This window comes from Streptomyces poonensis, assembly GCF_014650915.1.
Taxonomy (GTDB): domain Bacteria; phylum Actinomycetota; class Actinomycetes; order Streptomycetales; family Streptomycetaceae; genus Streptomyces; species Streptomyces poonensis.
Map to the genome: position 1 here is coordinate 210,268 of NZ_BMVW01000013.1, position 12,441 is coordinate 222,708.

Consider the following 12,441-nt stretch of genomic DNA (forward strand, 5'->3'; position numbering starts at 1 on the left):
TCACACCTCTCCCGGGAGCAGCTGGTCGAGATAACCGGTGAGCCGCCCGACGGACGGGTGGTCGAAGGCCGCCGAGGCGGGCAGCGGGACGCCCAGCGCGCTCTCCAGGGCGTTCTTCAGCTCCACCGCGGCCAGCGAGTCCAGGCCCAGGTCCAGGAAGACCGCGTCCGGCTCCACGTCGTCCGGGTCGTCGAAGCGCAGCACTTCGGCGGTCTTCGCGCGGATGAACGCGCTGAGGGACGCCCTGCGTTCCTTCGGGGGCAGGGCGGCCAGGGCTCCGACATCGAGGCGGGGACGCCCGGCGCCGCCCCCGCCCCTGAGGAGGTGGCGGTAGAGGCTGTGGACGAGCGCCTTGCCGTTCGCGTACCGGTCCCAGTCGCACGCGGCGGCCACGACCTGGGGCGCGGACTGCCCGAGCAGCGTCACCAGCGCGCGCATGCCCTCCTCCGGCCGCATGAAGGCGACGCCCTGCCGGCGGAGGTTCTCGGCGAGGGGGGCGCTCAACCGGGCGGACATACCGACCTCCGCCCACGGACCCCAGTTGACGGCCAGCGCGGGCAGGCCGCGCGCCGCCCGCCACAGCAGCGACGCGTCGAGATAGGCGTTGCCCGCGGCGTAGTTGGCCTGGGCCGGGCCGCCGAGCACCGAGGCGACGGAGGAGTAGCCCACGAAGAAGTCCAGCTCCGGGAAGGACGCGGTCGCCTCGTGCAGCAGCCGGGTGCCGTACACCTTGGGCCTGAGCACCGTGTCGACGCTCTCCCAGGTCAGCGCGGACACCGGCATGTCGGCCAGGACGCCCGCCGCGTGGACGATGCCGCCCAACGGGTACGGGGACCGCTTCAGTTCGGCCGCGAGCCGGTCGACGTCGGCGGGCTCGGCGATGTCCGCCCGCACCACGGTCACCTCGACGTCCTCGCCGAGGCGGGGCGGCGGGGCGTCCTCGGGCCGCCCGGTGCCGCGGCCGGTCAGCACCAGGTGCCGTGCGCCCAGGCCGGCGAGCTTGCGGGCGGTCACCAGGCCGAGGCCGCCGAGCCCGCCGGTGACGAGGTACGTGCGGTCGGGGCGGACGGTGAGCGGCCGGACGGGCCGGGGGCGGTCGGCGGTCAGGTCCAGGACCAGCTTGCCGACGTTCGCGCCCCGGCTGAGCACCGAGAACGCCTCCTCGGCCTCCTCCAGGGCGTAGGCGGTGGTCGTGACCGGCCGCAGCCGCCCGTCGGCGATCTGCTCCAGGACGGGCCGCAGGATCTCCCGGGTGCGCCGCCGCGCCTCCCCCTCGGGGAGTTCGCTGAGGTCGAACCGGTGGTACGTGACGTCGGGCCGCTCCCGGCGGGCCCGCTCCGGACTCCAGGCGCCGACCTTGCCCATCTCCACGAACCGCCCGCCCTCGGCCAGGCAGCGCATGCCCGCCGCGATGAAGTCCTTGTTGAGGCTGTTGAGGACGATGTCCACACCCCGGCCGCCGGTCGCGGCGAGCACCTCGTCGGCGAAGTCCAGGGTCCGGGAGTTCATGATGTGCCGGATGCCCTGCGAGCGCAGCAGCGGCCACTTGCCCGGGCTCGCCGTGGCGAACACCTCGGCCCCGGCCTGCCGGGCGAGCTGGACCGCGGCCTGCCCGACACCGCCCGCGGCGGCGTGCACGAGCACGCGGTCACCCTCCTTGATCCGGGCGAGGTCGTGCAGGGCGTAGTACGCGGTCACGAAGACCGTCGGAATCCCGGCCGCCTCGGCCATGGTGGTCCCGGCGGGCTTGCGCACGGCCAGCCGGGAGGAGACCGTCAGCCGCCTGGTCATGCAGCCCATCGCGTTGACCACCACCTCGTCACCGGGACGGAACGCGGCGTCGGGGCCCGCCGCGAGGACGGTGCCCGCGCACTCGAAGCCCAGCGGCTGCGGCCGGTACTCGGCTCCCGACGCCTCGGCGTGGCTCTTGAGCAGGCCCAGGGCGTTGAGGACGTCCTTGAAGTTCAGCCCGGCGGCGTGCACGGCGAGCTGGACCTGGTCGCCCACGGGCGGGACGTCCTCGGCCGCCTCGGGGCGTATCCCCGACAGGGAGCCGTACTCCTTGACGGCGAGCCGGACGTTCGCGTCCCGTGCGCCGGCCGGAGCGCCGGGGAACAGCCGCCGTACGTGGCGGTGCCCCGCCCGCCAGGCCACCTGGAACTCCCCGGAGTCGCCCGCGAGCCATTCCCGCAGCAGCGGGGGCGGGTCACCGCCGGGGCCGTCCGAGCTCTCCGGGATGTTCGTGGCGTCCGCGGCGGGCAGGTCGACCAGGGTGACCCGGTAGCCGGGGTACTCGTGCCACAGGGCCTGGCCGAACCCCCACAGGGTGGCCGCCGGGGAGGGGCCGGTGGTGCTCGGCACGTCGTCCCCCAGCAGGTGGGCGCCCTCGGTGACCAGCCACAGCCGCTGCCCACCGCCGTGCCCACCGCCGAAGCCCGCCTTCTCCAGCGCGCCCAGGACGGCGAGCAGGTCACGGTAGTTGCGCTCGCACTCGGCGCGCAGGCCGTGGTGGTCGCGCGCGCACTCACCCGCCCGCCAGAACCAGCACACGTCGGTGGGCCGCCGGGTGCGCAGCGCCTCGGTGACCGCGTCGGCACCGGCGGCGAACGTCAGTTCCACGCCTGCCTCCGGCGCGCGGGCGGCCAGGGCCGGCAGTTCCTCCTCCGTGCGGCCCAGCACCAGGACCCGGCGCGGTTCCCGGGCCGCCTGGGCCGCGTGTGAGCGCTTCACCCAGCGGGGCTCGTGGAAGAGGTGCCGCGCGGGCGCGGGTGCGTGGGCGGCGACCCGCTTCAGGCCGATGCCGGTGAGCTCGCAGACGGGACGGTCGCCCTCCAGCAGGACGAGGTCCGCGCGGACGTCCGCCTCCGGGGACGCACCCGCGGGGACGGGGACGATCCTCGCCACTGCCTGCAGCTGGTCCGACGTCGGCTTCTTGAACAGCCGCAGCCGCCCGAACGTCACCGGCAGACAGGGCTCTTCGCCGTCGTCGAGGACCGCCAGGGCGTGCATGGCGCTGTCCGACAGCGCGGGCGGCAGATGCTCTCCGGCGCCCGTCCGTATGCCGCGCAGCTCACCCACCGCGACTTCGCCGCCGTGCCGCCGGGCCCGGCGCAGCCTGCGGAACTCGGGGCCGTAGTCCACACCCACGGCGGACATCCGCGCGTACAGCTCGTCGCTCTCCATGACGGCGTCGGGTTCCTCCGTCACGTCGGCCGGGGTGTGCGGCTCGCCGGGGGGTGGTTCCACGCCCAGCACGGCCGTGGCGTGGCGCCGTTCGAACGTTCCGTCCCGTCCCTCGACCCTGGTGACGATCTCGGCCGAGGCCGTGCCGTCGTCCTTCGGCCGCAGCCGCGTGAGCACCTGGACGGGCCGGTCGCCGGAGGGCAGGAAGACGGGTTCGAGGATGCGTACGTCCTCCACGGGGCGGCGCGTGTGCCCGTACACCGCGTCCTGGAGTGCGAGCAGCATCTCCAGATAGGCCGTGCCGGGGAGGACCACCTGGCCCATGACGACGTGGTCGGCGAGGTAGCCCGGATGTGCGGCGTCGAGCAGCGTCGTGAACTCCCGCACGCCGTCCCGCGCTTGGCCCGAGAAGGTGACCTCCGTGTGGCCCGAGGAGGCGACCTCCTCGCCCAGCAGCGGATGGTGCCGCACTCCGGCGGCGGCCACCGGGCCACCGCCGGACGCCGTCCCCCGGTCGCCTCCCCGGGGCACCGGGAGCCAGTACGGCTTCCTGTCGAACGGGTAGGCCGGCAGGGTGACCGGCCGGGTGGCCGCCCCCCGGTGGAACCCGCTCCAGGACACCGGGAGCCCCGCCGTGTACAGCCGCGCGAGTGCCTTGAGCACCGTGGTGCCGTCCGTGTCGGACGGGTGCGGCCCGCCCGGCCACAGATGGTCCCCGGGCGTCAGGCACCGCCTGGCGAGGGAGGAGAGCGTGCCGGTGGGCCCTATCTCGACGAAGGCGTGCCGGCCGCGGCCGCCGACCGTGCGGACCCCGCCCGCGAAGTCCACGGTCCCGCGGAGGTGGCGGACCCAGTAGTCGGGCGTCGCCATCTCTCCCGGCCTGGCCACCCGGCCGGTCAGGTTGGAGACGACCGTCACCCGCGGGTCACGGAAGCGGATGTCCTTCAGCGCGTCCCGGAAAGCGCCGGTCACCTCGTCCATGAGCGGCGAGTGGAACGCGTGCGAGACCGCCAGCTCCCGCACCTCGACCCCGCTCTCCCGCAGGGCGGTGCACACCGCGCCGAGCGCCCGCAGCCCGCCCGAGACCACGCACTGCTCCGGCGCGTTGACGCAGGCGACGGTGAGATCGGGGTGGCCGGCCAGCAGCGGGGCGACCGTGTCGGCCGGGGCCGACACCTGGGCCATGCCCCCGGGCGCGGTGACCGACTGCATCAGCCGGGCCCGGGCCGCCACCAGCGTCACCGCGTCCTCAAGCGGGAACACGCCCGCAACGGCCGCCGCCGCGATCTCCCCGACGCTGTGGCCGAGCAGAACGTTCGGCCGCACCCCCCACGACAGCCACAGCCGCGCCAGGGCGTACTCCAGGGAGAACAGCGCGGGCTGGGTGTACTGGGTCCGGTGGATCGCGTCGGGGTCCGCGGCACGGCCCAGCACCAGGTCCCGGACCGACCGGCCCAGGTGCGGCGCGAACAGCCGGTCGCAGACGTCGAGTTGCTCCCTGAAGGCCGGGTGCCGCTCGTACAGCGCCCGGCCCATGCCCGGGTACTGCGAGCCCTGCCCGGTGAACAGGAAGGCCACCTTGGGGATGCCGCCGCCCGCACCGGAGTCGCCCGCACCGGAGTCGCCGGTGCCGCGCTCCAGCGCCCGGGACAGCAACCGCTCCAGTCCGTCCCGGTCGCGGACGACTCCGGCCAGGCGCAGCGGGAAGTGGGCGCGCCCCACGGCGGCCGTGCGGCACAGATCGGCGAGCCGGACCTCCGGATGCCCGGACAGGTACGCCCGGTAGCGGGCGACCTGGCGGCGCAGGGAGCCGGTGCTCTTCGCCGACAGGGTGAAGAGGTGGGCGTCCCCGCCGTCCCCGCCACCCCCGCCGTCCCCGCCGCCCTCGCCACTCCCGGTGGCTCCGTCGCCGGCGGCCGGAGCGGGCGCCCTCGCCGGGGCCGGTGCCTCCTCCACGACGACGCACCCGAGGGTGCCGGCGATCCCGAAGCTGTTGACCAGTGCGCGCCGGGGCCGCTCGCCGGTCCAGGGCGCGCACTTCGCCGGCACCGTCACCGGACAGCTCTCCCACGGGACGCGGGCCGACGGAGAGGTGAGGTTCAGATGCGGGTAGATGGTCTCCTCGCGCATCTGGAGCAGCACCTTGACGATCCCACAGACGCCCGCCGCTGATTCCAGGTGCCCCACGTTGGTCTTCACGGAGCCGACCACCACGGGCCGGTCCCGGCTGTGCGAGCCGGCGAAGGTGTCGCTGATGGAACCCAGCTCGACGGGGTCGCCCAGAGGGGTTCCCGTGCCGTGCGCCTCGACATACTGGATGTCGCCCGGCTCGAGGCCCGCGTCGGTGATCGCGGCGCGCATGACGGCTTCCTGGGCGATGCCGTTGGGCGCGGTGAGGCCGGCGCTCTCGCCGTCCGCGCGCACGGCGGACCCGCGCAGCAGGCCGAGGACACGGTCGCCGTCGCGCTCCGCGTCGGACAGGCGTTTGAGGACGAGGACGCCGCAGCCCTCGCCGCGGCTGTAGCCGTCCGCGCTCTCGTCGAAGGTCTTGCACCGGCCGTCGGAGCCGAGCATCCGGGCCTTGGTGAGGATGGACTGGATGAGGGGGTGGTGCACGGCGTTCACCCCACCGCACAGGGCGATGTCGCACTCGCGGCGGCGCAGCCCCTGGGCGGCCAGGTGGGCGGCCGTGAGCGAGGACGAGCAGGCGGTGTCCACGCTGATGCACGGGCCGCGCAGCCCCAGGAAGTACGACAGCCGTCCGGCCACGGCACTGTGCGCGGAGCCCGGGACGAGGGAACCGTCGAGGTCTGTCTCCGCGAGGGCGACCGACTCGGCCACCCAGTCCATGGACATGACGCCCATGTACACGCCGCCGTTCCCGTGACGCAGGCCGGTGGGGTCGATATTGGCGTCCTCCAGTGCCCGCCAGGAGGTCTCCAGGACCAGTCGCTGCTGCGGGTCGATGTACGGAGCCTCTTTGGGGGATATCTTGAAGAACTTCGCGTCGAAGAGGTCGAGTCCGTCGAGGAAATTGCCGTCCGCCGATGCCGGTCCGAGGCCGTTCCCGGCGTTTTCGCCGTTCCTGCTGTTCCCGCTGTTCTCGCTGTCGCTGTCGGTCCCCTCGTTTCCGGGAACCCAGCGGTCGGTGGGTACCGGCCCCTCGGCGGACCGTCCTTCGCGCAGGAACTCGGCGAATTCCTCCGACGTCTCACTGCCGCCGGGAAAACGCAGTCCCACACCGATGACGGCGATGGGCTCGCTCTTCTCCAGCAGCAGCCGGTCGATGGTCCGCCGCTGTTCGCGTACGGTGTCCAGCGCCGCCCGGAGCCGGCTGGTGACGTCCATGGGGACGGACGGGTCCGACATGGCTGGCTCCTTCCTCAGCGGGCCGGTTCGTCGAAGAGGTCGGCCAGGACGTCGGTGACCATGTGTTCCAGAAGCCGGGCCAGGTTGGGCGTGTTGAAGAGGACGTTCGCGCTGATCTCGCGGCCGAGGAGAAACTCCAGGCGCTCCTTGAGTTCCGTGGCGCGCAGGGATGTCAGACCCAGGTCGAAGAAGTTCCCGTCCAAGGGGAGGTCCTCGTTGTCGCCCATCAGGAGACTCGTCCTGAACTCCGCGGTGAGTATGTCCAGGAGCGCCTCCCGGCGCTCGGACAAGGGCAGCCGGCCGAGCGCACCGGTCGTTTCCGTGCGGTGTGTCATCACGTGCGCCCCCTAGGTGTACGGCCGCCATGTGGCGAAGAATTGCACAGCATTGCGGAAAGCGCGGCAGGCGCGGCAGACGCGAAAACGCGGTGAGGGAATCCGCACGCAATTCATGCAGGGTCACGGGCCCGCCGCGGTCAGTCAAGCAGAATCGACTGACAGGCCGCTGACATTCCGCTGACCGTCCATTTCGCGGCCGCTGTGGTGATGGCAGACTGAACCGCCGTCGGCAGCCATGAACGGTTCGAACGAGTCGGACGGACAAGTCGGACGGGTCGAATGGGGAGGACAATGGGAGACGGGTTCGATGTCGTCGGAGAACTGGACCGTACGCTGAAGACGATCGGCCTGAGCCGGGAGGACGCCGTCAGCGAATTGTCGGTGACCGGCCGGGATCCCCAGGTCAGGTCCCCGCTTCGCATGGGCGCCGCGATCGGGGTGCCGCTGCTCGCGGTGGCGGTCGGCGCCGCGCAGATCTGGCGGCAGCGCACCGGACGGCCCCAGGGCCTGACGCTCGACCTGGGTCAGGGCCTGCACCGCATGTCCCCCTTCCTGGGCGGCGGTGCCACGCTCAACGGCTCCTTCTCCAGCATGGGATCACTGGCGGGCCTCGACGGGACGGCCCCCGTCATCTGGGACTTCTACCGCACCGCCGACGACCGCTGGGTCATCCCGATCGCCTGCTATCCCAGGATCCGCGACGAGCTGCTCGTCCTCCTCGGGTGCCCGCACACCAGGAAGCACATCGGGGAGGCCGTCGCGCGGTGGGACGCGTCCGCCCTGGAGGAGGCGGCCGCCGAGCGGGGCGTTCCGCTGGTGGTCGCGCGGACCAGGGAGGAGTTCCTCGCCCACCCCCAGGGCCGGGCCGTGCTTGCCGGGCCGGTGGTGGCGGTCGAGCGGATCGGCGACGCGCCCCCCACCGGGCTGCCGGCCGGGCCGCGGCCGCTGTCCTCGCTGCGCGTGCTGCAGTTCACCCATGTCCTGGCCGGGACGGCGACCGGCCGGACGCTGGCCGAGTACGGAGCGGATGTGCTGCACCTGTGCGAGCCGGACTCCTTCGAGCACGAGGTGGTCTGGAACGAATCGGCCGCCGGGATGCGGTCGGCCCGTCTCGACCTGAGGGAGCGGAGCGCCGGCCGGGAGGCCTTCGACGCACTGCTGCGCGACGCCGACGTCTTCGTGCACAACCACCGGCCGGCGAAGGCCGCACGGCTCGGCCTCACCGCCGAGGAGTGCGCGGCCGCGGCGCCCGGCGTCATCCACTGCTCCATCACCGCCTATGGCCACACCGGACCGTGGCGCGAGCGCGGCGGCTTCGACCAGCACGCGCAGGCCTTCACCGGCATCAGCCTGCGCGAGGGCGGCGGCGACGGGCCTAAGCTGCCGCCCGGCCGGATGCTCACCGACTACATCGCCGCCCACCTCGCCGCCGCCGGCATCCTGGCCGCCGTCGTCCGCCGTGCGCGGGAGGGCGGCAGCTACGCCGTGAGGGTCTCGCTGACCGGCGCGGCCAACTGGTGCTGGGAGCTGGGCAGTCACGGCCCCGGGGAACTGGACGCGCTGTCCGGGGACGCCCTTCCGCCCGCGCCCCGGTGGCAGGTCCGCCAGACCCCGCTCGGGGAGCTGCGGTGTCCCGGCCCGCCCGCCCGTCTGGCCGAGACGCCCTCGCACTGGGCTGACCCGGTGCTCGTCCCCCGCGGTTCCGCGCAGCCGAGGTGGCTCCCCCGGCCCGCCGGCTGAGCGGCCCCGGCGCGGTCGGGTACGGCACGACAGCGCCCTGGAGGGGCGCGGGGAACCGCGCGGCCGGCCACGACGGAACCGCAGGCGGTGCACCGGACTGCCGGCGGAGCGCCCGGCGTCACCGCGCCGGCCCGCGGACGCGTCGACGCGGTGCACGCGCCCCGAGCAGCGACGCGACCCGTACACCATGGGAGGAGACCGTGGGGATGTCCCGCGACCGGGCGGTGGCCGCCGCCCCGGCGAAGAACGGCCGGACCGGGGACACAGGGACGGCGGAGAGGAGCGCCGGGCCCCTGACGGACGGGCCGCAGCCGCCCCCCGAACGGCCGCTGCGCAGTTACCACTCCTACATAGGAGGCCGGGACGTCGCGGGCGAGGGCTGGGTCTACACCGTCAGCGCCGGATCCCTGCTGGAGGACGTCTTCACCAGCGTCAGCCTGAAACGCGCCCTGGAACGCGACCCCGACCCCGGCTCGGCCGCCGCCCGGCACCCCTACGTCGTCGGCCGGGTCGCGGTCGCTGGCGACGACGGCTGCGAGGCGGCCCTCGAGGCCGCGGCCGCCGCCGCCCCCGTATGGGCCGCGGTGCCGCTGGAACGGCGGATGTCCCTCGGCCCGCTCTTCCGGCGGCAACTCACCCGCCGTCGCGAGGAGTTCCTCGACCTGCTGGTGGCCGAGGGACATCCGCTGCGGCTCGCCCGCTGGCAGCTGAGCGGCCTGATGGAGATGTACGGTCCGGAGAGCTGCGCCTGGTACCGGCAGTGCATGCACACCGAGTTCCGGCACGCCGGCCGCCGCCTGATCGTGCACCGCCGGCCCGACGGGGTGGTGTGCCTGAACCCCCCGCAGAACGCACCCGGCCCCAGCGCCGCCCTCGCGATGCTGATGCTCATGGCGGGCAACGCCGTCGTGGTGCGCGCCCCGCGCAGCATCGCGCTGAGCACCATGTACGTGGTGCGCGAACTCATGGCCCCCGTCCTGCGGGAGGCCGGGGCCCCGCCGGGCGCCCTCGGTGCCGTGTGCGGCAACCCCGGCCGGATGATCGACCAGTGGCTCGACAGCCCTCTGGTCGACGACATCTTCTACATCGGCGGCACCGAGGAGGGACTGCGCCTGGAGCAGCGGTGCGTCGCCGCGGGCAAGAAGCCCGTCCTGGAACTGGCGGGCAACGACGGCCTCGTGGTCTGGAAGGACGCCGACCTGCCGCTCGCCGCCGAGGCGATCGCCGAGGCCTTCTACGGCTCCGGCCAGATCTGCATGGTCCCCAACTACGTCCTCGCCCACCCCGACATCGCCGGCGCGCTGCTCACCGAGGTCGCCAGGGCGGCGCACGAGGTCCGCCCCGGCCACCCGGGCGAGGAGGACGTCCTGCTCTCCCCGGTCCGGCGCAGCGAGCGGTTCTTCGCGCTGCTGCGCCAGGCCCTGGACGCCGGCGCGGAGCTGGTGTGCGGCGGGCACCGCATGGAAGCGGACGGGACACGGTCGGACACCGGGGTGTTCCTGGAGCCCACCGTGGTGCGGGTGGACGGCCTGGCCAGGGCCCGGGCGCTGGACATGGTGCGGCGGGAGACGTTCTTCCCGCTGCTCCCCGTCGTCGTCGCCGAACCGGCCGAGGACGGCCCGCTGCTGGAGAGGTTCATCGACTTCCTGAACACCAACGAGTACGGCCTGCGCAACTCCCTGTGGGCGCGCGACGACCGGGTCGTGGAGGCCTTCGTCCGGCGGGTGGCCAACGGGGGCCTGCTGAAGGTCAACGACTCCCACATCGGCTTCCTGCCCTGTCTGCCCACCCACGGCGGCACCGGACTCACCGGCGGCGCCCACGGCGAGGGCAACTACCCCATCCTGAAGACCTCGCACGTGCAGGGCGTCAGCATCAGCCCCGGCGCCGGCCCGCGCGCCACGGTCTTCGGCGTCTGACGGCACTGGTACGCACCGATACGAAGGGATGCCCCGCGTGCGCTCACTGGACTCGGCCCGCGCGACGTGCGAGCACTACCATCCGGGCCTCGGCAAGGCCCTGGAGGAGACCGACCTCGTGGAGCGGGAGGCTCCCGGCGGCCCGGTGATCGAGCTGTTCCGCGAGCACGGCGGCCCCGCGCTGCTGGTGCCCCCCGGCTTCGGCGGCCGGGGCGCCGGCCTCGTGGACGCCGTCCGCGTGCTGCGCGCCGTCGGCTCGTACTCCCCGTCCCTCGCCGCCGCCGCGACCATGCACCACTTCACGGCGGCGATGCTCTTCTCGCTGGACGACCGCGACGGCGGGCTCACCGCCGCGCAGCGCGCCCTGCTGCGCGGCATCGTCCCCGGGCGGAAGCTGATGGCGTCGGGCTGGGCCGAGGGCCGCACCCGGCAGAACGTCCTCACCCCGGCGGTCTCCGCACGGCCGGTGGACGGCGGCTACCTCCTCAACGGCAGCAAGAAGCCGTGCAGCCTGTCCCGCTCGATGGACCTGCTCACCGCGAGCGTCGCCGTCCCGGACGCCGGGGGACGGCCGGAGCTGGCGATCGCGCTGGTTCCCGCGGACACCCCCGGCATCACCGTGCACCCCTTCTGGAGCAACGGCGCGCTCGCCGCGGCGGAGAGCGACGAGGTCCGCCTCACGAACGTGTTCGTCCCCGGCGACCTGGTGATACGCACCACCGCCGGGGACCCGGACCGGCTGTCGGAGCTGCAGAGCACCGGGTTCGTCTGGTTCGAGCTGCTGATCTCCGCCGGCTACGCGGGTGCGGCGGCCGCCCTGGTGCAGCGGGTGCTCGACGGCGGCCGGGGCGCCGTCACGGACCGGGCCGCACTCGCGGTGCGGGCCGAGTCGGCCCACCTCCTGCTGGAGGGGGTGGCCCGCGCGGTCGGCGACGGCGACCTGGCGGGCGAGGAGGCGGTGGCCGCCGCGCTCATGGCCCGGTACGCGGCCCAGGACACCCTGTGCGGCGCCGCCGACCTCGCCCTGGAACTGCTCGGCGGGATGGACTTCATCCGTTCCCCGGAGGGCGCCCTGCTCGCGGCCTCCGTCCGGCCGCTGGCCTTCCATCCGCCCTCCCGCACCAGTACCGCCGAACCGCTCGTGGACTATCTCGGAGGGAACCCTCTCGCCCTTGCCTGAGCGGCCGTGAGGGCTGTTGCCCGGTGGTGGACAAGGCGCCGTCGTCCGCCGACCGTGGTCGTGACCGACGGATGCGCGAGCACCGGACCCGAACACCGGGAGGGCGGCGGGGAACCATGCCGGACAAGGAAACGCCGGAGACGCCGAAGGGCCAGGAGACGATGGAGAGCGCGATGCTCGCGCTGTGGCACGACCTCACCGGGGCGCAGATGCTCCAGGCCGTCGCCGACGGACGGGTGCCGCACGGCGCCCACCACGCCCTGCTGGGGCTGCGGGTGACCGGGGCCCGGCCGGGCCGGGTCGAGGAGACCTGGCGGCCATCGGAGGCGCTGGTCAACTTCGCCGGCAGCGGTGTGCACGCCGGCTACATCGCCATGGTGCTGGACGACGCCTGCTGCGCCGCCGGCTCCAGCCACGGCGAGCGCGCGTACCCGATGATCACCCTCAATCTGGACCTCGACTTCCTCCGGGCGGTACGGCCCGGCCACGCGTACACCGTCAGCAGCGAGCTCGTCCATCCGGGGCGGCGCCGGATGGTCGCCAACGCCCGCGTCACGGACACCGACGGCGCGGTGGTCGCGCAGGCCCGCGCCAGTGTCGTCCCGGATTTCGACTTCGCCGTCCGTATGCGGGGAGCCGGAGCCGGAGCCGGAGCCGGGGAGCACGTCGAACACCCGCGTCACCCGGGCGCCGCGGACACGCGGTCCTGACC

The 12,441-nt window shown here is 74.0% G+C and carries 6 protein-coding genes; 4 read left to right on the plus strand and 2 right to left on the minus strand.

All coding sequences use genetic code 11. The features are described from left to right. Together IE242_RS27355 and IE242_RS27360 are read right to left on the minus strand one after the other, a co-directional pair. On the minus strand, positions 1-6,552 hold the full coding sequence (locus tag IE242_RS27355; protein WP_189863827.1) for a type I polyketide synthase: 6,552 nt from the start codon (positions 6,550-6,552) through the stop codon (positions 1-3). A 14-nt stretch (positions 6,553-6,566) separates the two neighbouring features. Further along, a complete protein-coding gene (locus IE242_RS27360) occupies positions 6,567-6,887 on the minus strand; it encodes an acyl carrier protein (RefSeq protein WP_189863829.1) in 321 nt (106 codons plus the stop codon). Positions 6,888-7,181: 294 nt separating this feature from the next. Between IE242_RS27360 and IE242_RS27365 the strand changes: the two genes are divergently transcribed. The 4 genes from IE242_RS27365 (at position 7,182) to IE242_RS27380 (ending at position 12,439) form a co-directional block, all read left to right on the plus strand. Then, positions 7,182-8,630 carry a CoA transferase gene (locus IE242_RS27365; protein ID WP_189863831.1) on the plus strand — a complete coding sequence of 483 codons (1,449 nt, stop codon included), beginning with the start codon at positions 7,182-7,184 and terminating at the stop codon, positions 8,628-8,630. A 206-nt stretch (positions 8,631-8,836) separates the two neighbouring features. Then, positions 8,837-10,549, plus strand: coding sequence for an aldehyde dehydrogenase family protein (locus IE242_RS27370; RefSeq protein WP_189863833.1), 1,713 nt, complete (start codon positions 8,837-8,839; stop codon positions 10,547-10,549). A gap of 37 nt (positions 10,550-10,586) precedes the next feature. Further along, a complete protein-coding gene (locus tag IE242_RS27375) occupies positions 10,587-11,729 on the plus strand; it encodes an acyl-CoA dehydrogenase family protein (protein WP_189863835.1) in 1,143 nt (380 codons plus the stop codon). A 116-nt stretch (positions 11,730-11,845) separates the two neighbouring features. Beyond that, complete coding sequence (locus IE242_RS27380) at positions 11,846-12,439, plus strand: PaaI family thioesterase (RefSeq protein ID WP_229859492.1); 594 nt, start codon at positions 11,846-11,848, stop codon at positions 12,437-12,439. Positions 12,440-12,441: the final 2 nt, after the last annotated feature.

What these genes read in the sequence shown, in the direction of transcription:
- IE242_RS27355 (WP_189863827.1), bottom strand. Translation starts at nt 6,552, where the DNA reads ATGTCGGACCCGTCCGTCCCCATGGACGTCACCAGCCGGCTCCGGGCG.
- IE242_RS27360 (WP_189863829.1), bottom strand. Translation starts at nt 6,887, where the DNA reads ATGACACACCGCACGGAAACGACCGGTGCGCTCGGCCGGCTGCCCTTG.
- IE242_RS27365 (WP_189863831.1), top strand. Translation starts at nt 7,182, where the DNA reads ATGGGAGACGGGTTCGATGTCGTCGGAGAACTGGACCGTACGCTGAAG.
- IE242_RS27370 (WP_189863833.1), top strand. Translation starts at nt 8,837, where the DNA reads ATGTCCCGCGACCGGGCGGTGGCCGCCGCCCCGGCGAAGAACGGCCGG.
- IE242_RS27380 (WP_229859492.1), top strand. Translation starts at nt 11,846, where the DNA reads ATGCCGGACAAGGAAACGCCGGAGACGCCGAAGGGCCAGGAGACGATG.